This window comes from uncultured Luteimonas sp. (genome assembly GCF_947492465.1).
Taxonomy (GTDB): Bacteria; Pseudomonadota; Gammaproteobacteria; order Xanthomonadales; family Xanthomonadaceae; genus Luteimonas.
Genome location: NZ_CANLNF010000004.1, coordinates 180,215 through 205,211, shown reverse-complemented (window position 1 = coordinate 205,211; position 24,997 = coordinate 180,215). Strand labels below are relative to the sequence as shown.

The following is a 24,997-nucleotide window of genomic DNA, read 5'->3' as shown; positions in this document are numbered from 1 at the left end:
CCGCGCTCATGCCTGCCCCCGTGCCGGCGGCGTGACCAGCGCGCGCAGCTGGCCGCGGAACTCGGGCGATTGCAGCAGCAGCACCGCCAGCACCAGCAATGCCTTGACCACCAGGTTGACCTGCGGCGGCACGCCGATGGCGTAGATGGTGGTGGTCAACGCCTGGATGATCAGGGCGCCCACCAGGCTGCCGGCCAGGCTGAAGCGTCCACCGGCCAGCGCCGTGCCGCCAAGCGCGACGGCGAGGATCGCGTCGAGTTCGAGCAGCTGGCCGGCGTTGTTGGCGTCGGCGCTGGCGACGTTGGAGCTGACCAGCAGGCCCGCCAGCCCGGCGCAGAAGCCGCTGAACACGTACAGCGACAGCGTGATCGCCCGCGCACGCACGCCGGCCACGTGGGCGGCCAGCGGGTTGTGCCCGATCGCGCGCACGAACAGGCCCAGCGCGGTGCGATCGAGCAGCAGCTTGAGTGCGACGAACACCGCTGCGACCAGGAACAGCGCGAACGGCAGGCCCAGCAGGAAGCCGCCGCCGATATAGGCATACGGCGGGTAGTAGATGGTCAGGATCTGGCCGTCGCTGACCAGCTGCGCGATGCCGCGCCCGGCGACCATCAGGATCAGGGTGGCGATGATCGGCTGCATGCCCACCTTCACCACCAGCAGGCCGTTCCAGACGCCGCACAGCGCGGCCGCGGCAAGCGCGGCGGCGACGGCGGCGAACAGCGGGGCCAGGCCGGTGCCGCCGCCTGCGGTCATGCGCGTGATCGTCCAGGCCGCCACGGTCGCGGCGATGGCGAGGACCGCACCCACCGAGATGTCCAGGCCGCGCACGGCGATCACCAGGGTCATGCCGAGCGACACCAGGATCAACGGCGCGGCACGGTTGGCGATGTCGACGAGGTTGCCGTACAGGCGTCCGTCGCGCCATTCCAGCGACAGGAAGCCCGGGTTGAACAGGCCGTTGCCGACCAGCAGCAGGATCAGCGCCAGCAGCGGCCAGGCCAGCGGATGACCGAACGCGCGGCGCATGATCGAAGGCGGCGGCAGGGGTGAGGTCGCGTCGGACATCAGCCCTGCCCCGCGATCAGTTCCAGCACCTGGCGGCCATCGCTGCCGCCGGGCAGTTCGCCGGCCATGCGCCGCTCGCGCAGCACCGCGATGCGATCGCCCAGGCGGGTGAGTTCGTCGATCTCGGCGGAAATGAACAGCACCGCCATGCCCTCGCGCGCCAGGCGCACCACTTCGGCCATGATTTCCTGCTTGGCGGCGATGTCGATGCCGCGCGTGGGTTCATCGAGGATCAGCAGCCTCGGCTGCGTGGCGAGCCAGCGCGCCAGCACCACCTTCTGCTGGTTGCCGCCGGACAGCGCACCGGCGGGCGTTTCGATGCCGGCGGTGCGGATGCCGAGCAGGTCGACGTAGCGGGCCGCCATCCGCTCCTGTTCGGCGCGCGGCAGCGCGCGCCGCCAGCCGCGCCGCGCCTGCAGCGCCAGCACGATGTTCTCGCGCACCGACAGGCCGGCGACGATGCCTTCGGTCTTGCGCTCCTCCGGGCACAGCGCCAGCCCCCGCGCCACCGCGTCGGCCGGATGCTGCAGGTCGACCTTTTCGCCGCCGACGCGCAGTTCGCCGCTGCCGGCCCGGTCGAGGCCGAACAGCAGGCGCGCCAGCTCGGTACGGCCGGCGCCGAGCAGGCCGCCCAGCGCCAGCACTTCGCCCGCGCGCAGCTGCAGGTCCACCGGATGCAGGCTACCGCGACGTCCCAGGCCGCGCGCCTCGACCACCACCGCCGCGTCCTGCGGCGACGGCGCGGCCGCATCGCGTCCGCCCGCCAGCTCGACCTCGCGCCCGACCATCGCGCGCACCAGCGCGGCCTGGGGCAGGTCGGCCGGCAGGTACTCGCCGACCAGGCCACCGTTGCGCAGCACGGTGATGCGGTCGGACACCGCATAGACCTGGTCGAGGAAGTGGGTGACGAACAGGATCGCCATGCCGCGCTCGCGCAGCCGCCGCATCACCGCGAACAGCTCGCGCACCTCGCCCTCGTCCAGGCTGGAGGTGGGTTCGTCGAGGATCAGCACCTTCGCCGATACGCCCAGCGCGCGCGCGATCGCCACCATCTGCTGGATCGCGACCGGGCAGGACGACAGCGGCCGGTCGACATCCAGGTCCAGGTGCAGTTCGGCCAGCAGCTGGCGCGCGCCTGCGCGCACGCGCTGCCAGTCGATCATCCCGAAACGGCGTGGATAGCGCCCGGCGTACAGGTTCTCGGCCACCGAGAGGTTGGGACAGAGATTGACCTCCTGGTAGACCGTGCTGATCCCCGCGTGCTGCGCATCGAGCGGACTGGCCGGCGCGATCGCGCGGCCCTCCAGGACCACGCTGCCTGCGTCGGGGGTTTCCACGCCGGTGAGCAGCTTGATCAGGGTCGACTTGCCGGCGCCGTTCTGGCCCATCAGCGCGTGGATCTCGCCGGCGCGCAGGCACAGGCCGGCGCCGTCGAGCGCACGGGTGGCGCCGAACCGCTTGTGCAGTCCCTCCGCGTGCAGCACGACCTTGCTCAAGTGTCCATCCATCGGCACCACGACATGGAAGCCATCGACGTCAGTCCGCGCAGGCGGGAGAACGCGGGCAGCGCCGCACGCGTCGGTGCAGAACCGTTTGCGGACTCCCCCGGCGTGCTCAGTACTTGCGGTTCGGCAGTTCCGCCTCGGCCTGTTCGCGGGTGAACACGCCCTCCTCCACCTGCACGCGCCTGGGCACTTCGCGCCCGGCATGCACGTCGCGGATCAGCTGCGCCAGCTGCTCGCCCAGCAGCGGATTGCACTCCACCGTGGCGTTGAGCTTGCCCGCCTTCATCGCCTCGAACGCGCCACGCACGCCATCGATCGAGACGATGCGGATGTCGGTGCCGGGCTTGAGGCCGGCTTCCTCGATCGCCTGGATCGCGCCGATCGCCATGTCGTCGTTGTGCGCGAACAGCACGTCGATCTCGCTTCCCTCGGCCTTGAGGAAGGCTTCCATCACCTCCTTGCCGCGCGCACGGGTGAAATCGCCGCTCTGCGAACGCACGATCTGGAAGCGCGGGTCCGCGTCGATGACTTCCTTGAAGCCCTTCATGCGGTCGTTGGCGGGGGCCGACCCCACGGTGCCCTGCAGTTCGACGATGCGCACCGGCCCGGCCTGGCCCGCGCTGTCCTCGACCAGCCAGCGCGCCGCGCGGCGGCCTTCCTCGACGAAGTCGGAGCCGATCAGGGTCGCGTACAGCGACTCGTCCGAGACGTTGACCGCGCGGTCGGTCAGCACCACCGGGATGCCGGCTGCCTTGGCCTCGCGCAGCACGGTGTCCCAGCCGGTTTCGACCACCGGCGAGAAGGCGATCACGTCCACGCCCTGGGCGATGAACGAACGCAACGCCTTGATCTGGTTCTCCTGCTTCTGCTGCGCGTCGGAGAACTTGAGGTTGAACTCGGGCGCCGCCAGCGCCTCCTTCACCGAACGCGTGTTCGCGGTGCGCCACTCGCTTTCCGCACCCACCTGGCTGAAGCCGACCGTGATCGCATCGCTACCGGTGCCGCCAGCTCCCTCGCCCCCGCCGGAACAGCCGGCCAGTACCGCGGCGCACAGCAGCGCCGCCACACCCAGAACCTTGCGCATCGCTCCCTCCCGTCGAATGTTTGCGCTACCACCATCCTGCCACGACCCGGCGCCTGCACGCCGGACCGGGCATCCCGCGGACTCAGGCCGCGGTATAGGCGGTCTTGACCGTGGTGTAGAACTCCACCGCATAGCGCCCCTGCTCGCGCGGACCGTAGCTGGAGGCCTTGCGGCCGCCGAACGGCACGTGCGGATCCACGCCCGCGGTCGGCAGATTGACCATCACCATGCCCGCCTGTGCGTGCCGCTTGAAATGCGTGGCGTACTTGAGCGAGGTGGTGCAGATGCCCGCGCACAGCCCGAACTCGGTGTCGTTGGCCATCGCCAGCGCCTGTTCGTAATCGTCCGCGCGCAACACGGCTGCGACCGGCCCGAAGATCTCCTCGCGCACGATGCGGTCGTCCGGCTTGGCCGAGAACAGCGTGGGCGCCAGGAAGTGGCCCTTGGTCTTGCCCTCCACCATCCCGCCACCGGCCAGCAGTTCGCCGCCGTCGTCGTGGCCGGCCTGGATGTAGGACAGGTCGGTCTCGAGCTGGGCGCCGCTGGCGACCGGGCCAATGTCGGTGCCCGCTTCCAGCGGATCGCCGACGCGGATCTTCGCCAGCCGCGCCTGCATGCGCGCGACGAACTCGTCGTAGACCGCGTTCTCCACGATCAGGCGGCTGGACGCGGTGCAGCGCTGGCCGGTGGAGAAGAACGCACCGTTGACCGCGCACTCCACCGCCTTGTCCAGGTCGGCATCGGCCAGGACCACCAGCGGGTTCTTGCCGCCCATCTCCAGCTGCACCTTGAGCGCGCGCTCGGCCGCCTGCTTGAGCAGGGCATGGCCGGTCGGCACCGATCCGGTGAAGGTCAGCGCGTCGAGCGACTTGTGCGTGACCAGCGCCTGGCCAACCGTGCGGCCACTGCCCAGCACCATGTTGAACACGCCCTCGGGCAGGCCTGCGCGCGAGAGGATCTCGGCGATCGCCCAGGCGCAGCCCGGCACGATCTCGGCCGGCTTGAACACCACCGTATTGCCGTAGGCCAGGGCCGGGGCTATCTTCCAGGCCGGGATCGCCAGCGGGAAGTTCCACGGCGCGATGATGCCCACGGTCCCGACCGGCTCGCGCGTGATCTCGACATCGACGCCCGGGCGGGTGGAGGCCAGCTTCTCGCCGGGGATGCGCAGCGCTTCGCCGGCGAAGAACTTGAAGATCTGCCCGGCACGCGCCGCCTCGCCGATGCTCTCGGGCAGGGTCTTGCCCTCCTCGCTGGCCAGCAGCCGGCCAAGCTCTTCCTTCCGCGCGAGGATCTCGCTGCCGACCGCGTCGAGGATGTCGGCGCGCTGCTGCGGGTTGGACAGCGACCAGGCCGGCAGCGCCGCCGCGGCCGCGTCCACCGCCTGCCCGGTGCGCGCGGCATCGACGCGGCCGTAGTGGCCGACTGGCGATGCCAGGTCGGACGGGTTCTCGTTGGCGTGGTCGCCCTCGCCTTCGACCCACTGGCCGGCGATGTAGCTGCTGAAGCGTTGGTCGGTCACGTCGCGTCTCCTTGATTCCTGGGGGTCCGGGTTCCCGCCGGGGGATGGGCCGCTGGCGCGCGGCGATCGGGAACCCGCATGGCGTGCTGCACCTTACAGCGCGCGTACGCCGCCGGGTGCGAATCCGGCCGCGACCGTGCGCAACGGGTTGCGCAGCGGCGCGCCGAGTTCCGGCAGTTCGATCTCGAATACGTCGCCCGGCTGCGCGCGCACGCCGTCGGCGAAACTCAGCGTGGCGGTGCCGAAGAAGTGCAGGTGCACGTCGCCCGGGCGCCGGTGCGCGGCGTACTTGAAGTGGTGGTATTCGAGGTTTTCCAGCGAATGGCACATGTTGGCCTCGCCGGTGAGGAAGGGCTTCTCCCACACCACCGCGCCGTCGCGTCGCAGGCGGCTGCTGCCGCGCAGGTCCGCCGGCAGCGGGCCGGCGCGCAGCTCCGGCCCGACCGCGCAGGCGCGCAGCTTGGAATGCGCCAGGTACAGGTAGTTCTGGCGCTCGGTAACGTGGTCGGAGAATTCGTTGCCGATCGCGAAACCGAGCCGGTGCGGCGTGCCATCCGGGCCGATCAGGTACAGGCCGACGAGTTCGGGCTCCTCGCCACCATCGAGCGCGAAATCGGGGGACTCCAGCGCCTCTCCCGGCGCGGCGAGGATCGCGCCGTCGCCCTTGTAGAACCATTCGGGTTGCGCGCCCGGCTCGCCCGGGTCCGGCATGCCGCCTTCCACGCCCCACTGGAACATGCGCATCGAATCGGTGAGCGTGGCCTCGTCGGCCTGCTGCAGTTTCTGGTGCATCGCGTCGCGCGCCGCCGCGCTGCCCAGGTGGGTCAGGCCGGTGCCGGTGACCAGGCAGTGCGCGGGATCGGGATGGTGCAGCGGGACCAGCACGCGGCCCGCCTGCAGCAGGGTCGCGTAGTCGAGGCGGGCCTCGCCCGGCGTGGCCGCCGCCTGCTCGGCCAGGCTGCATCCGGCGGCAATCGCGGCGAGGGCCAGGGCGTAGGTGCCTGACGGGCCGTCGAGCACGCGCACCTGCCCGCCATCGGCATCGACCACGCCCACCCGGATGTTCCCGGCCTCGTCCCTCAACTGGATCAATCGCATCGTGCAGCCCGTCAGCGCGGTGAATGCCAATGCCCGATTCTGACGGGTTGACGGATATGCATCCAATTCAATCGGTCGAGAAATCGATATTTGTTTCCGTATGCCAGCGCCGCGCGGCGCGGGAGCCCGTCGCCTCGCCATCGGGCAGCCGCCGCGGGGAGGCGTGGATCCGTCCGCAGGCGGCGGCCGATGGTCAGTCGTCGAACGCCTCCACCACCCGGCGCCTGCCGAGCATGAACGCATCGGCCACGTGCCGCAGCGGCGCCAGGTCCACGTCCGAGCGGCCGGCGCGGATGATCTCGGCAAAGCGCCGGTACAGCATCGGGTATTCCTGCTCCGGCTCGCCGTGCAGCTGGCGCCCGTCCACCGACAGCTTGGCGCCGCCCTCGGACAGCAGCATTTGCCCGGCATCGGTGTCGGCCACGATGTCCCAGCTCTGCCGCCCGGTCTGGCGCCAGTCGAACTCGGCGACCAGGTCCAGGCCGGCCGCATCGCTGAAGCTGATCGAGGCCGCGATCGGGGCGTCGCGGTTCGCCGGGAACTCCAGCGTCGCGGCGGTGGCGTAGACCGGCCGCGGCAGGATCCGGGTGACGATCGACAGTGCATTGATGCCCGGGTCGAACACGCCGAGGCCACCGGGCTGCCAGATCCACGCCTGTCCCGGATGCCACTGGCGCACGTCCTCCTTCCAGGTCACGCGCATGGCGCGGATGCGGGTGCCGGCCAGGAACGCGCGGGCGGCCTCCACGGCCGGCGCGAAGCGCGAATGCCAGCTGGCGAACAGCGACACGCCCTGCGCGGCCGCGCGCGCGGCCAGGTCCTCGACCTCCGAGAGCGTGGCCCCCGGGGGCTTCTCCAGGAAGACGTGCTTGCCGGCCGCGATCGCCTGCACCGCGGCCGCGTAGCGGTATTGCGGCGGCATGCACAGGGACACGGCCTGGATCGACGGCACCGCCGACAGCATCTCCTCGATCGAACCGAAGTTGTCGATGCCCTCGACCCGCCCGTTGCGGCTGGCGGCCGCGACCAGCCGGAAATCGGGATTGCCGGCCACGGCCGGCAGGTGCTGGTCGCGCACGATCTTGCCGACGCCGACGATCGCGAGATGGATGGTTGACACGGATGCGGTCTCCACGGAAAAGCGCGGGCGGCAGGGCTGCCGCGCGGAAAGGAAGGTCGGCTCGCGGCGGGGCGGCCGGCGTCAGGCGGGTTCGAGCGCCGCTGCGACGTCGTCCCAGGCGCAGTCGCGTCCGGGGCGGGCGAACCGGTAGAGGATGTCACGCCGGTACGCCCGGCCGGGCCGCAGGATCGCATCGGGAAACGCCGGCTGGTTGGGCGCGTCCGGATAGTCCTGCGGCTCCAGGCACAGTCCGTCGCCCAGGCCCGGATGCTGGCGGGCGAGCGCCTGGCCGCCGTAGAGCTGCAGCGCGGGCGCGTCGCAGTCGATGCGCATGGCCACCCCGCTGTGCGGCGAGTACAGCGCGGCCGCCCAGGCGCGATCGGGTTCGAGCACGAGGCAGTGGTCGTAGCCGGCGGCGATGCGCAGTTGCGGGTCGTCGCGGTCGATCCTGGCCTGCAGGGTCGCGGCAGTGCGGAAATCGAAGGCCGTGCCCGCCACCGGCTCGACATGGCCCAGCGGAATCAGGTCGTCCGAGACCGGCAGCACGCCGGCGACGGGCACCTGCAGCACCTGGGCGGACGCCGGCACCGAAGCGTCGCCGGCCAGGTTGAAATAGGGATGGTGCGTGGGATTGAACGGCGTGGCCGCGTCGGTCGACGCGTCGAAGCGCAGCTGCAGGCGATCGCCCGCGATGCGGTACGTCGCCAGCACGTCGAGGTTGCCCGGATACCCCTCCTCGCCCGCCGGCGAGCGCAGCCGCAGCACCAGCGCATCGGCCCGATGATCCTCGACCGTCCAGAGGCGCCGCCCGAAACCGAGCAGGCCGCCGTGCAGGTGGTTGCGCCCCTCGTTGGCGGCGAGCAGGTGCGCCTGGCCGTCGAGGGCGAAGCGCGAGCCGCCGATGCGGTTGCCGTAGCGCCCGACCAGGATGCCGAGAAAGGCCGGATCGCCGAAATACGCGCGGGCGTCGGGCAGGCCCAGCACCGCGTCCACCCGCCCCGTGTCGCCGGGCACGCGCAAGCGCGCGAGGATGCCGCCGAGATCGAGGATCTCCGCGCACACGCCATCGGCCTCGCCGATGCGGTACGCATGGACCTGGCAACCGTCATCCAGCCGGCCGAACGATCGGATCGTGTCCACGCAACTCCCGGATGGCCGCGGCGAATCGCCCTGGCGCGGCAGCATAGGCGGCGCCGCGGGGGTGCAGCCATCCCGCTTCGGGAATGGCAGTTGGCGGGATTGGAATGGCTGCGCGGCGCATACGCAATCGGATATCCATCTACTCGTTTAATTCATTAGAACGTTATTGAACGCGCCACTATTCTCGACCCGCATCGCAACAGAAGGCGCCGCTCGACAGCGTCGCGATGCACGGGCCACGTCTCCAGGCAGCGGCCCCACAACTCGGGTTGATCGCGTCCATTCGTAGACCGGGAGGGGTTGAAAGTGACGACGCCAACAGCAGCCGGCATGCCGCCATGCCGCGTAACACCCCTGTCATTCTTCCGCCGGGCACGGCCGCGCCGCCAGCCGGCGCGCGACGGCCTGCGCAGCGCTCGCCCCGCCCTGTTTCCGCTCCCTGGATGACACCGGTCGTCCGGTTCTCCCCAGGTTTCCGCAGCGTCCGCGCCGGCACCGTGGCGGACGGATACGCATCGAGAGAGGCTCTCCCATGACCCGTCCGACCCGTTCCACCCCGCCTCGCACCCTGCGCCTGGGCGTGCTGCCCGCCGCGCTGTCCCTGGCGCTCGCCACCGCCCTGCCGGCCAGTGCGCAGGACGCGCCGCCGCCGCCCTGCCCCACTCCGGGGAACCCCGACGCGACCTGCGCGCCGGCGAATTCCGGCACGACCACCGAACTGGACCGCATCGAAGTGCGCGGCCTGCGCGCGAGCATGATCGACGCATTGCAGATCAAGCAGGGTTCGATGCAGATCGTCGATGCCATCGTCGCCGAGGACATCGGCAAGTTCCCCGACAACAACCTGGTCGAGGCGCTGCAGCGCGTGACCGGCGTGCAGACCACCGATCGCGGCGGCGGCGAGGTGTCCACCGTCTCGATCCGCGGCCTCAACGACGTCACCACCACCATCAACGGCCGCAACATCTTCACCGCCTCGGGCCGCTCGGTGGCGCTGGCCGACGTCCCGGCCAGCCTGCTGTCCAGCGTCGAGATCTACAAGACCCGTTCGGCCAGCCTGATCGAGACCGGCATCGCCGGCGTGATCGACATCCACACCCACCGTCCGTTCGACTTCGACGGGGCGACTGCCGTGGTGGCCGCCCGCGCCATCCACCAGGAACAGAGCGGCGAGACCGATCCCAACCTCAGTGCACTGGTCTCCAACACCTGGGACGTGGGCGGCGGCCGTTTCGGCGCGCTGGCGAATGTCTCGTACGCCGTTACCCAATACCGCGACCAGAGCGTGACCGCCGGCGCGATGGTGCCGTTCTTCACGGATGACGCACCGGCGGGCTTCGTGCCGTTCGAGCGGATTCCCACCTCGATCGACGGCCAGGAAGTCTGGCAGCCGGGCCTGGAGGCGGGCCTGCCCTTCGCACCGGGCTCGACGGTGCCGGTGCGCGGCCAGCAGTACGAATACATCCTTTCGCGCGACGCGATCTTCGCCAGCGACCTGACCGGCAGGCGCGAACGCCCCGCCGCGAGCGTCTCGCTGCAGTGGGCGCCGAACGACACCTCCGAGTACGTGTTCGAAACCTTCTACAACGGCTATCGCGACGAGTCCTTCAACTCGCTGCTGTTCTCCTTCGTCGACTGGTGGGGCGCGCTGGGCGACGACCCGGCCGGCAACATCGAGCTGTTCCCGGGCACCAACATCGTACGGTCGCGCAGCGGCGTGGGCGCGCCCTACAACTTCACCAGCGGCGACCTGCTCAGTCGCCGCACCGACAGCTGGCTCTACGCGCTCGGCGGGAAATGGGACGTGGGCGACCGCCTGCAGCTGCGCTCCGAGCTGACCTACCAGGAGAGCAAGTTCGACGAGGAGTTCTTCGCCATGCGCACCGACCGCGTGACCCATGCGGTCTGGGCCGACTTCAACAGCGGTGGCGGCAAGCCGGCATTCGGCTTCGACGACAACCCGGCGACGCCCGACATCGACGAGAGCAATCCGGCCGACCCCGCGCAATGGAACGTGGCCGAGCTCTACGACAATGCCCTGTACCGTCGTGGCGACGCGATCACCTTCACCTTCGACGGCGACTATGCCGCCGAGCTCGGCCCGATCCACAAGCTCGCCTTCGGCCTGCGCCATGACGAGCGCAGCGCCAGCGAGGGCCACCGCACGTCCAATCCCGCCCTGTGCGACCGCGCGTTGCCCGAGTGCTCGCTGGTGGGCAACGGCAACCTGCAGTGGACCAACCGTGGCTTCTTCGACGGCGAGTCCGACGTGCCGTCGTCCTGGGTCGTGCCGGGCGGATACCACATCCGCGACAACGCCGATGCGTACCGCGCGCTCTATGGCCTGCCGCTCAGCGGCCAGCTGACCATGCCCGAGGACTTCCACGTCGACGAGGCCACCACCGCGGCGTACCTGCAGGCCGACTTCGCCTTCGAGCTCGGCGAGCAGGCGCTCGACGGCCAGCTCGGCCTGCGATATGTCAACGTCGACACCGACATGGTGTTCGGCGATGGCAGCGCCTCGGCCAGCGCGTCCAAGCTGCTGCCCAGCCTGATGTTGCGCTACGCCTTCACGCCGGAGCTGATGCTGCGCTTCGCCTACGGCGAAACCCTGCGCCGCCCCGGCTTCGCCCAGCTCAACCCCAACATCATCTACGTCGAGGACGTCACCAACATCGGCTACGGTACCGCCAGCGGCGGCAACCCCGGCCTGGAGCCGACCGAGTCGAAGAACTACGACCTCGGGCTGGAGTGGTACTTCTCGCCCGGCAGCGCGGTCTACGCCACCCTGTTCCGGCGCGAGATCGAAGGCATGGTCACCGATTTCCGGCGCCGCGTGACGTTCGAGGACTACGACTACATCCTCACCCAGCCCGACAACGCCTCCAATGGCGAGCTCGAGGGCGTGGAGCTGGGCGTGGTCTGGTTCCCCGAAAACCTGCCGGGACTGCTCGACGGCTTCGGCGTGCAGGCCAGCTACACCGCGCTCGATTCCAGCCAGGACATCCCGGTCACCAACACCGCCGGCGAGGTCGTGGACACGGTGTCCACCCCGATGTTCGGTATCTCCGACAGTTCCTACAGCGTCGTGCTCGCCTATGAGCGCGAGAAGTTCGGCGCACGCCTGTCGTATGTCTGGCGCGACGACTTCCTGCACCGCTACGAGGCCGCGCAGTTCGCCAATCCGCTCGGCATCTACTTCAACGCCGAGAAGAGCATGGACCTGCAGCTCAGCTACGATGCCAGCGAGCACCTGTCGCTGACCTTCGACGCCACCAACCTCACCAACGAGCTGTACCAGAGCTATTACCAGTACCCGACCACGCACAGCTTCGGCACCTCGCTGTACAGCCGCACGTTCGCCGTCGGACTGCGCTACCGTTTCTGAGTCACCGCGGCCGCGCGCCACGCGCCGGCGGCACTCCATCTCCGCAACAAAGCGAGGCAGAACACCGATGCTGAAGACCCCACTGCGCATGCTGGCGCTCACCTCCGCCCTGCTCGCCGCCGGTATCGCCGGCGCCCAGGACAAGGCCACCGCCACCGCGACGCTGCGTGCCGACCAGCCCGGCCCCGAGGTGAGCCGCTACCTCTTCGGCCAGTTCGCCGAACACCTGGGCTACGGCATCTACGGCGGCATCTGGGTGGGCGAGGACTCGAAGATCCCCAACACCCGCGGTTACCGCAACGACGTGGTCGCGGCGCTGAAGGAGCTGAAGGTGCCGGTGGTGCGCTGGCCCGGTGGCTGTTTCGCCGACGAGTACTACTGGCGCGATGGCGTCGGCCCGCGCGACAAGCGCCGGGTCAAGATCAACACCCACTGGGGCGGCGTGACCGAGCCCAACAGCTTCGGCACCCATGAGTTCATGGATTTCGCGGAACTGCTGGGGACCGATGCCTACGTGTCGGGCAATACCGGCAGCGGCTCGCCGCGCGAGATGGCCGAGTGGGTGGAATACATGACCTATGAAAGCGGGTCCTCGCTGGCCGAGGAGCGCCGCGCCAACGGCCGCGACAAGCCGTGGAAGCTGCCCTTTTTCGGGATCGGCAACGAGATGTGGGGCTGTGGCGGCAACATGACGCCCGAGCACGCGGCCAACCTGCACCGTCAGTTCCAGACCTTCGTCAAGGTGCCGGCCGGCACCCAGGTCACCAAGGTCGCCGCCGGCGCCAACAGCGACGACTACAACTGGACCGAGGTGATGATGAAGATCGCCGGCAAGCACATGGATGCGCTGTCGGTGCACTACTACACCGTCCCCGGCGGCTGGCCGCCGCGCGCGTCCTCGTTCGAGTTCGACGAGGCCGGCTGGATCGAGACGCTGTCCAGCGCGCTCAAGGTCGACGAACTGCTGCGCAAGCACATCGCGGTGATGGACAAGTACGACCCCGAGAACAAGGTCGCGCTGTACCTGGACGAATGGGGCACCTGGTACGCCGGGCTGGAAGGGGTGAACCCCGGCTTCCTGCACCAGCAGAACACCCTGCGCGACGCGCTGGTCGCCTCGATCCACTTCGACGTGATGAGCCGCTACGCCGAGCGCGTGAAGATGGCCAACATCGCGCAGATGGTGAACGTGCTGCAGGCGATGATCCTCACGAAGGACGAGCAGATGGTGCTCACGCCCACCTACCACGTCTTCGAGATGTACAAGCCCTGGCAGGACGCGACCCACCTGCCGTTCGAACTGGAGACCCCGCAGTACCGCCACGGCGAGACCTCGGTGCCGGCGGTCCACGGTTCGGCGGTGCGGGCCAAGGACGGCAACGTGTATGTCGCCCTGTCCAACCTCGACCCGGACACGCCCGCCAGAATTTCGGCCAGCGTCTCGGGGCTGCAAGCCGGTTCCGTCTCCGGTCGGGTACTGACCGCGGACGCGATCACCGCGCACAACACCTTCGAGCAGCCCGCACAGGTCAGGCCGACGGCCTTCGACGGCGCCAGCCTGTCAGGCGACACGCTGAAGGTCGAACTGCCGGCGAAGTCCGTGGTGGTGCTGCAACTGCGCTGACCCGGCGCAACAGGAGTCGGGGACGGCGGGGGCGCTTCGGCGCCCCTGTCCGTTTGTGGCGGTTACCGTCGGGAGGCGCCACCAGGGCCGCGCTGGTCGACGGCGGCGCTGCCGGGGCCATCGACGTGCGGGGCCGTCGTCGTCCCGATCGCAATGGGCGGCGACGGCGCCTCGATCCAGGGCGCCTGCTCCGCCAGCAGTTCGACGATCCAGTCGATGAACACGCGCAGCTTGCGGCTGACATGCCGGCCCGTTGGAAACGCCACGTACAGCGGCATCGGATCGAGCTGCCAGTCCTCGAACAAGGGCACCAGTTCACCCAGTGCCAACGGTGCGCGCGCCATGTACCGCGGCAGCCACAACACGCCCATGCCCGCCATGCCGGCAGCGAGATAGGCGTTGCCGTCGTCCACGATCAGCGCGTGGCGCCCGTGCAGGCGCAGCCGTTCGTCGCCGCGTTGCATGGCGTAGGCGTGGGGCGCGCCGCTGCGGGACCCGCGATAACCGACGCTGTAGTGCGGAGCCTGTTCCAGCAACTGTGGATGCGCCGGCACGCCGACGCGTTCCAGGTAGCCCGATGCCGCGTACACGCCAAGCGGCAGGTCCGCCACGTGGCGCACGCGCAGCGACGGGCCGGGCAGTTCACCGCCGCGCACCACGCAGTCCACGTTCTCGTCGATCAGGTCCACCTTGCGGTCGCTGGCACCCAGGTCGAGCTGGATGTCGGGATAACGCGCGTGGAACGCAGGCAGCGCGGGCACCAGCACCAGGCTCGCCAGCGGCGCGGGCACGTCCACGCGCAACCGGCCGCGCGGCGCCACGGATGCCGTGGAGAGGCTGGTCTCGGCATCGTCCAGGTCGGCCAGCAGGCGCACCACGCGCTCGTAGTACGCGGCACCGTCGGCGGTCACATTGACCTTGCGCGTGGTGCGGTTGAGCAGCTTGACCCGCAGGTGCGTTTCCAGCTGCTGCACCAGCTGCGTCACGCGCGTCCTGCTCGACTGCAGCGTGTCGGCCGCGCGGGTAAAGCTGCCGGTTTCCACCACGCGGACGAAAGCCTGCATCGCGTCGATACGGTCCATGTGGGGTTCCGGGCGCTGGCGGGGATTGTTTCGATTCTACAAACAGTGATCCCGGGATCGGCGCGTTTATCCGAGTGCCGCCGCCACCTAGAGTGGCCGCACGCACCAGGGCCGCCGGTCCTGCCAAGGACAATCCCATGAATTCACGAGACGTCGTCTTCCCGCCCGACCGCCACGCCCTGTACGAGCGCCACCGCTATTCGCCGGCGGTGCGCAGCGACGACCTCCTGTTCGTCTCCGGGCAGGTGGGCAGCCGCGCGGACGGCTCGCCCGAACCGGACTTCGAGGCCCAGGTCCGCCTGGCATTCGCCAATCTCGAGGCCACCCTGCAGGCAGGCGGATGCGGGCTCGACGACATCGTCGACGTGACGAGCTTCCACACCGATCCGCAGAGCCAGTTCGACACCGTCCTGGCCGTCAAGAACGAAGTAATCCCGCAGGCGCCCTATCCGAACTGGACCGCGATCGGCGTCAACTGGCTGGCGGGCTTCGACTTCGAGATCAAGGTCATCGCGCGCATTCCGCACTGAACACGTCGCCGTCCCCGCCGCAAGGCAGCCGGGCACGGTTCCCTGCCCCGGCCTGCTGCCGGGGCTGCGGGCGCGATCCCGTATCCTCGTGCCGCAGCCGCAACGGGAACCAGCGCGATGGACCACAGCAGTCCGACCACCACGTCCGACGCCCCCGCGTCCACCACGCGCACGGCCGAGTGGTACTTCGACTTCATCTCGCCCTTCGCCTACCTGCAGTGGCAGGCGGTGCGGCGCCTGCCGGGCATCGTGCCTGTCTGCCGGCCCGTCCTGCTCGCCGGCCTGCTGTCCCATCACGGCCACAAGGGACCGGCCGAGATCCCGTCGAAACGGCTGTTCACCTATCGTCACGCGCAGTGGCGCGCCGACCGCGCCGGTATCCCGATGACGTTCCCGCCGGCCCATCCCTTCAATCCGCTCGCGGCATTGCGCCTGTGCATCGCCGCAGGCGCAGGCGCTGAGGCGGTCGATGCGATCTTCGACCACATCTGGCGCCACGGACGGCCTGCCGAGACCTTCGACGACCTCGCGGCCGTGGCCACGCAACTCGGCATCGACGACCCCACCGCCCTGCAGCAGCCCGCGGTCAAGCAGCGCTTGCGTGAAAACTTCGATGCCGCGGTGCGGTCGGACGTGTTCGGCGTGCCGACCCTGGTGGCCGACGGCCAACTGTTCTGGGGGGAAGACGCCACCGCGATGTTCGAGCATTACCTTGCGCAGCCGCGGCTGTTCGAAACGCCCGGCATGCGCCGCCTGGCCGAGCTGCCGGTCGCGGCCATGCGTCAACCGGGCTGAGCGCGCCCGAACCGACGCTCAGGCGTTGTCCTGTATGCGACGGCCGGCCTTGTCGACCACCTGCTCGCCGTCCTCCTTGGCGAACGCGCCCTGCTGCGGCTGCGGCAGGATCTCGAGCACCACCTCGGACGGCCGGCACAGGCGCGTGCCCAGCGGCGTCACCACGATCGGGCGGTTGATCAGCACCGGATGGGCGAGCATCGCGTCGACGAGTTCGTCGTCGCTGCACGCCGGGTCGTCCAGGCCCAGTTCGGCGCACACCGGCTCCTTGGCCCGCAGCAGGCCGCGCACGCCAACGCCGGACGCATCGGCCAGTTCCAGCAGGCGCGCGCGCGTCGGCGGCTGCTGCAGGTACTCGATGACGATGGGTTCCTCGCCGCTGTTGCGGATCATCGCCAGGGTGTTGCGCGAGGTGCCGCAACGCGGATTGTGGTAGATCGTGATCTCGCTCATGCGCGTGTCTCCGTGTTGACAGGGGTCGCGACGCCAGGTGCGCGCGGCTCGCCCGCCGGCGGCGCGAACAGGTGTCGCGAGCGGTTGACGATCGCCACCAGCGACAGCATCACCGGCACCTCCACCAGCACGCCCACTACGGTGGCCAGGGCCGCACCCGAGTGCAGGCCGAACAGCGAGATCGCCACCGCCACGGCCAGTTCGAAGAAGTTGGAGGTGCCGATCAGGCAGGCCGGCCCGGCGATGTCGTGGCGCAGCTTCAGCGCGCGCGCCGCGACGAAGGTCACCAGGAAGATGCCGTAGGACTGCAGCACCAGCGGCACGGCGATCATGCCGATCACCAGTGGCTGCTCGAGGATGGTGCGCGCCTGGAAGCCGAACAGCAGCACCACGGTGGCGATCAGGCCGATGATCGACCAAGGCTTGAGCCGGGCGACGAACGGACCCACCGCATCGCGCGAGCGCCGCAACAGCACGTGGCGGGTTGCCACACCGGCCAGCAGCGGCAGCACCACGTACAGCAGCGTGGACAGCAGCAGCGTCTGCCACGGCACGCTGAGGTCGGTGACGCCCAGCAGGAAGGCCGCGATCGGCGCGAACGCGACCACCATGATCAGGTCGTTCACCGACACCTGCACGAGCGTGTAGTTCGGGTCGCCCTTCACCAGCGCGCTCCACACGAACACCATCGCCGTGCACGGCGCCACGCCCAGCAGGATCATGCCGGCGATGTACTCGCTGGCCGACTGCGGATCCACCCAGGGCGCGAACACGTACTGGAAGAACAGCACGCCCAGCGCAGCCATGGTGAATGGCTTGACCAGCCAGTTGACAACCAGGGTGAGCGCCAGCCCACGCGGCCTGCGGCGGATGTCCTTCACCGCCTGCCAGTCCACCTGGATCATCATCGGATAGATCATCAGCCAGATCAGCACGGCCACGACCAGGTTGACGTGCGCGATCTCGAGCGCGGCGATGGCCCGGAACGCGTCCGGCGCCAGCACGCCCAGGCCGATGCCGGCGAGGATGCCCAGCCCCACCCACACGCTGAGGAAGCGTTCGAACAGGCCCATCAGCGCACTCCTCCGACACGGGTACCGCACCCGCAAGCGCGTGCAGCGAAACCGGGTTGCGGTGTGGTCGTATCGCTCATGGACGCCTCAGTTGCAGGTCGAGACGACGCCACAGCAGGCCGACGAGGCCACCGGGGCTGCCGCGACTGCCGGTGCGGCGGGCAGCCGTGGCGCAGCGGCCGGCGTCGCATCCACCGCGCCCGATGCCGCAGCCAGCGTGCCGGCCGCCAGATCTCCCTTGCGTTCGCTGTAGCGGCTGGTCAGATAGTCGCTGCGGCCGCGCACCAGGAGGGTGAACTTGACCAGTTCCTCCATGACGTCGACCACGCGGTCGTAGTAGGCCGAAGGTTTCATCCGGCCGTCCGCATCGAATTCCTGCCACGCCTTCGGCACCGAGGACTGGTTGGGGATGGTCACCATGCGCATCCAGCGGCCGAGCACGCGCAGCGCATTGACCACGTTGAACGACTGCGAGCCGCCGCTGACCTGCATCACCGCCAGCGTGCGGCCCTGGGTCGGGCGCACGCCACCGTCTTCCAGCGGCAGCCAGTCGATCTGGTTCTTGAACACCGCGGTGACCGTGCCGTGCCGCTCCGGGCTGACCCAGACCTGGCCCTCGGACCACAGCGACAGCGCACGCAGTTCCTGCACCTTCGGGTGCTCGGAGCCGACGCTGCCCTGCAGCGGCAGGTCGTGCGGATCGAACACCCGCGTCTCGGCGCCGAAGTGGCGCAGCAGGCGCGCCGCTTCCAGCGCGAGCTTGCGGCTGTAGGACTCCGGACGCAGCGAGCCGTACAGCACCAGGATCCTGGGCGGATGGCCGTCGCCGGCCGCCAGCCGCTCGGGCGCGATCGGATCGACCGCTGCAGCTGCAAGATTGGGGAGGTCCTGTGGTGCCATGGCGCTTGTGTCCTGCTGAACTGTTCGACTATTCTAGAATAATGGAATTGAACGCCGCAACCACCGCGCTCGCGGCCCTCGGTAACCCGACCCGGCTGTCCATCTTCCGGCTGCTGGTCGAAGCCGGGCCCGAGGGCCGCATTCCCGGCGACATCGCCGAAGTGCTGTCCCTACCCGGCGCGACCCTGTCCTTCCACCTGAAGGAGCTCGCCCTCGCGGGCCTGATCGCAGGCGAAGCGCAGGGCCGGCGCATCGTCTATCGCGCCGATTTCGTTGCCATGAACGGTCTGGTCGAATTCCTGACCCACAACTGCTGCGGCGGCGACGAGAGCCAGTGCCGGCCGCCGAAGCCCACACCCGGCACCCGCAACCGCCGCATGGCCTGAGCCTCGCGCTCGCACTCCGACCCCACCGCATCCAGACAGGAAGTGAATGCATGACCATCCGCATCGGCATCAACGGGTTCGGCCGCATGGGCCGCCTCACGCTTCGCGCCGCCTGGGAGCACCCGGACCTCGAGTTCGTGCACGTCAACGACCCCGCCGGCGACCCCGCCACCCTGGCCCACCTCCTGGAGTTCGATTCGGTCCACAGTCGCTGGGATCGTGCCATCGGCGCGGACGGCGATGCCCTGGTCATCGATGGCAGGCGCATCCCGGTGAGCCGTAACAAGGATCTGGCCGCCACCGACTGGTCCGGCTGCGACGTCGTGATCGAGGCCTCCGGCAGGTTCCGCAAACCCGACGTCCTGCAACCCTACCTGGACCAGGGCGTGAAGCGCGTGGTGGTGACGGCGCCGATCAAGGCGGCCGGAACGCTGGACGTGGTCATGGGCGTCAACCATGCAAGGTTCGATCCGCAACAGCATCGGATCGTCTCGGCGGCCTCGTGCACCACCAATTGCCTGGCGCCGGTGGTCAAGGTGATCCACGAAGGCCTGGGCATCCGCCACGGCAGCATCACGACCATCCACAGCCTGACCAACACCCAGACCATCGTGGATGCACCGCACAAGGACCTGCGCCGCGCGCGCTCGTGCGGCAGCAGCCTGATCCCGACCTCGACCGGTTCGGCCACGGCCATCGCCGAGATCTTTCCGGAACTGCGCGGGCGCCTCGACGGCCACGCCGTGCGGATTCCGCTGACCAACGCTTCGCTCACCGACTGCGTGTTCGAGGTCGAGCGCGCAACGACGGTGGACGAAGTCAACGCGATGCTCCGTGCCGCGGCCGAGGGCGAACTTGCCGGCATCCTCGGCTTCGAAACGCGGCCGCTGGTCTCGATCGACTACCGGGGAGATCCGCGGTCGAGCATCGTGGATGCGCTGTCGACGCTGGTGGTCAACGGCACCCAGGTCAAGATCTATGCCTGGTACGACAACGAATGGGGATACGTGAATCGCACGGCCGAACTGGTCCGTCTCGTCGCCCAGGCGGACCGATAGGCCATGCCCTCTCGCCTGTCCCCGCAGGTGCGCCAGTACCTGCTGATCACCGGCAACTACTGGGCATTCACGCTCACCGATGGCGCGCTGCGGATGCTGGTGCTGCTGCATTTCCACCAGCTCGGCTACAGCCCCCTGCAGCTTGCGATGCTGTTCCTGTTCTACGAGATCTTCGGCGTCGTCACCAACCTCGTCGGCGGCTGGCTGGGTGCGCGGATCGGGCTGAACCGCACGATGAACGCGGGCCTGGCGCTGCAGGTGGTCGCGCTGGGGATGCTGCTGGTCCCCGCGGCCTGGCTGGCCGTGCCCTGGGTGATGGCGGCGCAGGCGCTGTCCGGCGTGGCCAAGGACCTCAACAAGATGAGCGCCAAGAGCAGCATCAAGCTGCTGGTGCCGGCCAACCGCCAGGGGACGCTGTTCCGCTGGGTGGCAGTACTGACCGGATCCAAGAATGCGCTCAAGGGCGTGGGCTTCTTCGCCGGCGGGGCGTTGTTGACGACCATCGGATTCCGCCCCGCGATCCTCATCATGGCGACGTGCCTGACGCTGGTCTGGCTCATGAGCCTGGCCCTGCTCGAGCGCGACCTGGGCCGGGCCCGGGCCAGACCGAAGTTTCGCGACATCCTGTCCAAGAGCCGGGCGATCAACCTGCTCTCGGGCGCACGGATGTTCCTGTTCGGCGCGCGCGATGTCTGGTTCGTGGTGGCCCTGCCGGTGTTCCTGGCCGAGGTCCTGGGCTGGGATTTCTGGAAGGTGGGCGGGTTCATGGCCGCCTGGGTGATCGGCTACGGGGTGGTGCAATCGCTCGCACCCCACGTCATGGCGCGCGGCAGCGTTCCGCCCGGGGCGCCTGCTGCCGCGGGCTGGGCCGCATTGCTGGCCGCCGTGCCCGCCACGATGGCCCTGCTGCTCGCCCAGGGCGCGTCGCCGCAGTGGGTGGTGCTGGCCGGACTGGCGGTGTTCGGCGCGCTGTTCGCGATCAACTCCTCGCTGCACAGCTACCTGATCGTCAGCCATGCGAGCGCCGATGGCGTCTCGCTGGACGTGGGCTTCTACTACATGGCCAACGCGCTCGGCAGGCTGCTGGGGACCGTGCTGTCGGGCTGGATCTACCAGGCAGCCGGGATCAGGGCCTGCCTCGTGGCCTCCGCGGTCCTGGTCGCGCTGGCCGCCGTCACGTCCCTGCGCCTGCCGCGCCGGCACGGCGGGCAGGAGTACGGCGCGTGAGCATGCAGCACGGGGCGGACGTCGACGTACTGGTCATCGGGGGCGGCCAGGCGGCCCTGGCCACGGCCTACTTCCTGCGCAGGACTGGCCTGTCCTTCCGCCTGCTCGATGCCGAACAGGGTCCGGGCGGCGCGTGGCGGCACGCCTGGCAGTCGCTGACGCTGTTCTCGCCCGCGACATGGAGCTCGATCGCCGGCAGGCAGATGGCGCCGACACCCGGGTACCCGACGCGCGCCGACGTGCTGGCCTATCTGTCCGCATACGAAGCGCATTACGCGATCCCGGTCGAGCGCCCGGTCATGGTCGAGAGCGTCACCCGCGACGGCGATCGCCTGGTCGCACGGGCCGGCGACCGGCGATGGGCCGCCCGCGCACTTGTCTCCGCGACGGGCACCTGGCGCAATCCGTACGTCCCGTCCTATCCCGGGGTCGGCGCGTTCCGGGGAGAGCAGCTGCATTCCGCCCACTACGCCGAACCCGGGCACCTTGCCGGCAAACGGGTGCTCATCGTCGGGGGAGGCAACTCGGGGGCGCAGATCCTCGCCGAGGTTTCGCGGGTAGCCGACACGACATGGGTGACCCAACAGCCGCCGGCGTTCCTGCCCGACGAGGTCGACGGCCGGGTCCTGTTCGACCGCGCCACCGCGCGCTGGCGGGCGCAGCAGGAAGGCAGGGTGCCCGATGCGCCCGCGGGCGGCCTGGGCGACATCGTGATGGTGCCGTCGGTGCGCGAGGCGCGCGAGCGCGGCGTGCTCCGCGCGGAGCCGCCGTTCGAGCGTTTCACGGCCGACGGCGTGGCGTGGGCGGACGGACGGACGGCACCGTTCGATGCCGTGATCTGGTGCACCGGCTTTGGGCCGGCCACGGCCCACCTGCGGTCGCTGGGCATCGTTGGGCCGGATGGGCGCGTCGAGGTGACGGGGACGCGCTCGAAGCAATGCCCCGGCCTGTGGCTTGTGGGTTACGGAGACTGGACTGGCGCTGCGTCCGCGACGCTGGTGGGTGTCACCCGCAATGCCAAGGCGGCCGTGGATGAGATCCGGGAAACGCTCGAATGAGCGTCCGACCCTGATGCGGGCAATCGATCCGCAAGGATCACGCCCGACAGTTCGACCCGCCGCCCCACGCCTCCGGCATCCCGCCTGTGCCACACCGCGCCACGTCCGCCACCGGCATTGCCGGGCCGACCAGAGTGGAAGGCGCGAGTGCAGAAGGCCTGCACGGCGGACCAGCATTGAGCGGCATGCTGCATTGCAATAAACTGCCGCACCTGCCCACAGTCCAGTCCCGATGACGCCGCCATAGCCCCAGCATCTTCCGCTGCGACGCGTTGCCATGTTGCGGCGCGGATATGGGCCATTTTCTCGTCATCGCGCGCCCGCGGCGCGCCTGGAGCTCCCTGATGTCCTCTCTCTATCCGCTGCGCGAGCAGTGGTTCGGCAACGTGCGCGGCGACGTGCTGTCAGGGGTGCTGGTCGCCCTGGCCCTGATCCCCGAGGCGATCGCGTTCTCGATCATCGCCGGGGTCGATCCCAAGGTCGGGCTGTATGCCTCGTTCTGCATCGCGGTGGTCACGTCGATCGCCGGCGGGCGCCCGGGCATGATCTCGGCGGCCACCGGCGCGATGGCGTTGGTGATGGTGGACCTGGTGCGCGACCACGGCCTGCAGTACCTGTTCGCCGCCACCATCCTGGCCGGCCTGCTGCAGCTGCTGGCGGCCGCGCTGCGGCTGAACACGCTGATGCGCTTCGTCTCGCGCTCGGTGGTGGTGGGCTTCGTCAACGCGCTGGCGATCCTGATCTTCATGGCGCAGCTGCCCGAACTGATCGGCATGCCATGGACGGTCTACGCGGTCTGCGCCGCCGGCCTGGCCATCATCTACCTGCTGCCGCGGCTGACCCGCGTCGTGCCGTCGGCGCTGGTGGCCATCGTGGTGCTCACCGTGGCCGTCGCCGTGCTCGGCCTGGACATCCGCACCGTCGGCGACATGGGCCAGATGCCGGACAGCCTGCCCGCGTTCTTCGTCCCCGACATCCCCTGGACATGGGACACCCTGCGCATCCTGCTGCCCGTCTCGGCCACGCTGGCCGTCGTCGGCCTGCTGGAATCGCTGATGACCGCGCAGATCGTCGAGGACATGACCGACACCCCCACCGATCGCCGCCGCGAGTCGGCCGGCCAGGGTCTGGCCAACGTGGTCACCGGGTTCTTCGGCGGCATGGCCGGCTGCGCGATGATCGGGCAGTCGGTGATCAACGTGTCCTCCGGCGGCCGCGGGCGGCTGTCGTGTCTGGTAGCCGGCGTGCTGCTGTTGTTGCTGGTGGTCTATGCCTCGGGCTGGGTGTCGATGATCCCGATGGCGGCGCTGGTGGCGGTGATGATCATGGTCAGCATCGGCACCTTCCACTGGAAGAGCTTCCGCGAGCTGCGCACCCACCCCAGGACCGCCAACCTGATCATGTTCGGCACGGTGATCGTCACCGTCGCCACCCGCGACCTGGCCATGGGCGTGCTGACCGGCGTGCTGCTGACCGCCCTGTCCTTCACCCGTCGCGTGAGCGCCCTGTTGAAGATCGACGGCGACGACACCGTCGACGGCACCCGCACCTATCGCGTCCGCGGCCAGGTGTTCTTCGCCTCTGCGGTGCAGTTCGCCAACAGCTTCGACTACTTGCACACCCCGCCGAAGGTGGTGATCGACCTGCGCGACGCCCATTTCTGGGACACCAGTGCCGTGGCTGCGCTCGACCGCGTGGTACTGAAACTGCGCCGGCACGGCGCGCAAGTCGAAGTGATCGGCCTCAACCGGGCGAGCGAGTCGCTGGTGGAGCAGTTGGGGACGCATCGGACGGCCGGCGCGGAAACCGGGGCCGTGCACTAGCGCGTCTGCACTTGTGCGCGCGATCTGCGCCCCAGGCGGTCTCGCCGCGCTGGCCGGACGGATGTGGCGAGGGCGACGGCCAGGCCGTCCCGGCCGATTGATTCGCGGGGCATCCACCCCGGAGAATCCGGCAATCCACATGCGCCCCCGCCGGTCCGGACCTACCCCATGCAGATCCGCCATGCCGCCCCAGGCGACGCCGCCCCTGTCGCCGAAATCTACAACCCCTACGTCACCGACACCTGCATCACTTTCGAGACCGAACCGGTCACGGCGGCGGAGATGGCCACCAGGATCCGCGAGACGGCCGATGCCGGCTTGCCATGGCTCGTCGCGATCGACCAGGGCAGCCTCGTCGGCTATGCGTATGCGTCCAGATGGAAGGGGCGCTGCGCGTACCGCTACTCCGTGGAATCGACCGTGTACCTGTCCCCGTCGGGCATGGGCAAGCGCATCGGGCACGCGCTGTACCAGGCATTGGTCGATCGCCTCCGCAGCCAGGGCATCCATACCGTGATAGGCGGTATTGCACTGCCGAACGAGCGCAGCATCGCACTGCACGAGCGAATGGGCTTCCAACAGGTTGCGCGGTTCGGGCAGGTCGGATTCAAGCACGATCGCTGGATCGACGTCGGCTACTGGCAACTGGTGTTCGACGATGCCGTTGCGCCTCCACGATGAGGGCGGGGCAGGCGCGGGACATGCGGGCGTTTGCGCCCGACCCGAACGGACCTGCAGCCGATGCACCGGCACGATCGCCTGCTCCAGGCACACTCCTGCCACGGGGCACCACCGACATCCGCGGTCATCACACCTCTTTCACGACACGCCCCGCGGACGGGCCGGATGCCACGCGGAGTGCAGCGCAGCTTGTAAGTGACGCAATTGGTCACTAGCCTATGCCGCGTGGGATCACCCCTCGGGAGCAATGGAATGAAGGCGACCAGTCTGTTCTCACCCGTGCGCTGGCTTAGCATTCTCGTGTTGTTGCTGATGGCGGTGGCCGTGGCCTATGCCGGCTATACCGCGATCGCCTACTGGCCCTCGATCGCCGTCTGAGGAA

At 69.4% G+C, this 24,997-nt stretch carries 21 protein-coding genes and 1 pseudogene; 11 read left to right on the top strand and 11 right to left on the bottom strand.

All coding sequences use genetic code 11. The features are described 5' to 3' along the window. Positions 1–6: 6 nt before the first annotated feature. The 7 genes from Q0863_RS11410 to Q0863_RS11380 form a co-directional block, all read right to left on the bottom strand. Entirely contained in the window at positions 7–1,068 is a 1,062-nt protein-coding gene (locus tag Q0863_RS11410; RefSeq protein WP_298578002.1) for an ABC transporter permease, read from the bottom strand. Further along, positions 1,068–2,564: a sugar ABC transporter ATP-binding protein gene (locus tag Q0863_RS11405; protein WP_298578001.1), complete on the bottom strand. Its 1,497-nt coding sequence runs from the start codon at positions 2,562–2,564 to the stop codon at positions 1,068–1,070. Before Q0863_RS11405 ends, Q0863_RS11410 begins: the two co-directional genes overlap by 1 nt. Positions 2,565–2,682: 118 nt before the next feature. Then, a complete protein-coding gene (locus Q0863_RS11400) occupies positions 2,683–3,657 on the bottom strand; it encodes an ABC transporter substrate-binding protein (protein ID WP_298578000.1) in 975 nt (324 codons plus the stop codon). An 82-nt stretch (positions 3,658–3,739) separates the two neighbouring features. Next, positions 3,740–5,179, bottom strand: coding sequence for an aldehyde dehydrogenase family protein (locus Q0863_RS11395; RefSeq protein ID WP_298577999.1), 1,440 nt, complete (start codon positions 5,177–5,179; stop codon positions 3,740–3,742). Between the two features lie 93 nt (positions 5,180–5,272). Further along, positions 5,273–6,277, bottom strand: a complete 1,005-nt coding sequence (gene araD1, locus Q0863_RS11390) for an AraD1 family protein (RefSeq protein WP_345780524.1) — start codon at positions 6,275–6,277, stop codon at positions 5,273–5,275. Between the two features lie 193 nt (positions 6,278–6,470). Continuing rightward, positions 6,471–7,397, bottom strand: a complete 927-nt coding sequence (locus Q0863_RS11385) for a Gfo/Idh/MocA family oxidoreductase (protein WP_298577997.1) — start codon at positions 7,395–7,397, stop codon at positions 6,471–6,473. Between the two features lie 81 nt (positions 7,398–7,478). Further along, positions 7,479–8,537, bottom strand: a complete 1,059-nt coding sequence (locus Q0863_RS11380) for an aldose epimerase family protein (protein ID WP_298577996.1) — start codon at positions 8,535–8,537, stop codon at positions 7,479–7,481. 532 nt (positions 8,538–9,069) lie between these two features. On the opposite strand from Q0863_RS11380, the gene Q0863_RS11375 reads away from it, so the two are divergent. Together Q0863_RS11375 and Q0863_RS11370 are read left to right on the top strand one after the other, a co-directional pair. After that, on the top strand, positions 9,070–11,925 hold the full coding sequence (locus tag Q0863_RS11375; protein WP_298577995.1) for a TonB-dependent receptor: 2,856 nt from the start codon (positions 9,070–9,072) through the stop codon (positions 11,923–11,925). Positions 11,926–11,992: 67 nt separating this feature from the next. Continuing rightward, the gene (locus tag Q0863_RS11370) at positions 11,993–13,549 is read left to right on the top strand and encodes an alpha-L-arabinofuranosidase C-terminal domain-containing protein (RefSeq protein ID WP_298577994.1); all 1,557 of its coding nucleotides are present in this window, start codon (positions 11,993–11,995) and stop codon (positions 13,547–13,549) included. Positions 13,550–13,707: 158 nt separating this feature from the next. Here the strand turns inward: Q0863_RS11370 and Q0863_RS11365 are convergent. Continuing rightward, a pseudogene (locus Q0863_RS11365) lies at positions 13,708–14,631 on the bottom strand (LysR substrate-binding domain-containing protein); the annotation flags it as partial. 137 nt (positions 14,632–14,768) lie between these two features. Here Q0863_RS11365 and Q0863_RS11360 point away from each other — a divergent pair. Together Q0863_RS11360 and Q0863_RS11355 are read left to right on the top strand one after the other, a co-directional pair. Further along, on the top strand, positions 14,769–15,161 hold the full coding sequence (locus Q0863_RS11360) for a RidA family protein (RefSeq protein WP_298577993.1): 393 nt from the start codon (positions 14,769–14,771) through the stop codon (positions 15,159–15,161). Positions 15,162–15,278: 117 nt separating this feature from the next. Beyond that, complete coding sequence (locus tag Q0863_RS11355) at positions 15,279–15,956, top strand: 2-hydroxychromene-2-carboxylate isomerase (protein WP_298577991.1); 678 nt, start codon at positions 15,279–15,281, stop codon at positions 15,954–15,956. Between the two features lie 18 nt (positions 15,957–15,974). Here the strand turns inward: Q0863_RS11355 and arsC are convergent, their stop codons facing one another. The 3 genes from arsC to arsH form a co-directional block, all read right to left on the bottom strand. Next, the gene (gene arsC / locus Q0863_RS11350) at positions 15,975–16,409 is read right to left on the bottom strand and encodes an arsenate reductase (glutaredoxin) (RefSeq protein WP_298577990.1); all 435 of its coding nucleotides are present in this window, start codon (positions 16,407–16,409) and stop codon (positions 15,975–15,977) included. Further along, positions 16,406–17,482 carry an ACR3 family arsenite efflux transporter gene (gene arsB, locus Q0863_RS11345; RefSeq protein WP_298577989.1) on the bottom strand — a complete coding sequence of 359 codons (1,077 nt, stop codon included), beginning with the start codon at positions 17,480–17,482 and terminating at the stop codon, positions 16,406–16,408. The genes arsC and arsB overlap by 4 nt, the downstream gene beginning before the upstream one ends. Positions 17,483–17,569: 87 nt before the next feature. After that, entirely contained in the window at positions 17,570–18,382 is an 813-nt protein-coding gene (arsH, locus tag Q0863_RS11340; protein ID WP_298577988.1) for an arsenical resistance protein ArsH, read from the bottom strand. 41 nt (positions 18,383–18,423) lie between these two features. Here arsH and Q0863_RS11335 point away from each other — a divergent pair, with 41 nt between their 5' ends. From Q0863_RS11335 to Q0863_RS11305, 7 genes are all read left to right on the top strand, one after another. Next, positions 18,424–18,768: a metalloregulator ArsR/SmtB family transcription factor gene (locus Q0863_RS11335; protein WP_298577987.1), complete on the top strand. Its 345-nt coding sequence runs from the start codon at positions 18,424–18,426 to the stop codon at positions 18,766–18,768. 50 nt (positions 18,769–18,818) lie between these two features. Next, entirely contained in the window at positions 18,819–19,826 is a 1,008-nt protein-coding gene (locus tag Q0863_RS11330; RefSeq protein WP_298577986.1) for an ArsJ-associated glyceraldehyde-3-phosphate dehydrogenase, read from the top strand. A 3-nt stretch (positions 19,827–19,829) separates the two neighbouring features. Then, the gene (arsJ, locus tag Q0863_RS11325; protein ID WP_298577985.1) at positions 19,830–21,053 is read left to right on the top strand and encodes an organoarsenical effux MFS transporter ArsJ; all 1,224 of its coding nucleotides are present in this window, start codon (positions 19,830–19,832) and stop codon (positions 21,051–21,053) included. Between the two features lie 2 nt (positions 21,054–21,055). Beyond that, complete coding sequence (locus Q0863_RS11320) at positions 21,056–22,111, top strand: ArsO family NAD(P)H-dependent flavin-containing monooxygenase (protein ID WP_298578232.1); 1,056 nt, start codon at positions 21,056–21,058, stop codon at positions 22,109–22,111. A gap of 344 nt (positions 22,112–22,455) precedes the next feature. Continuing rightward, positions 22,456–23,934, top strand: coding sequence for a SulP family inorganic anion transporter (locus tag Q0863_RS11315; RefSeq protein WP_298577983.1), 1,479 nt, complete (start codon positions 22,456–22,458; stop codon positions 23,932–23,934). Positions 23,935–24,102: 168 nt separating this feature from the next. Then, the gene (locus Q0863_RS11310; RefSeq protein ID WP_298577981.1) at positions 24,103–24,615 is read left to right on the top strand and encodes an arsinothricin resistance N-acetyltransferase ArsN1 family B; all 513 of its coding nucleotides are present in this window, start codon (positions 24,103–24,105) and stop codon (positions 24,613–24,615) included. 252 nt (positions 24,616–24,867) lie between these two features. Beyond that, positions 24,868–24,993 (top strand): hypothetical protein, encoded by a 126-nt coding sequence (locus Q0863_RS11305; RefSeq protein ID WP_298577980.1) that lies wholly within the window; start codon positions 24,868–24,870, stop codon positions 24,991–24,993. Positions 24,994–24,997 lie beyond the last annotated feature (4 nt).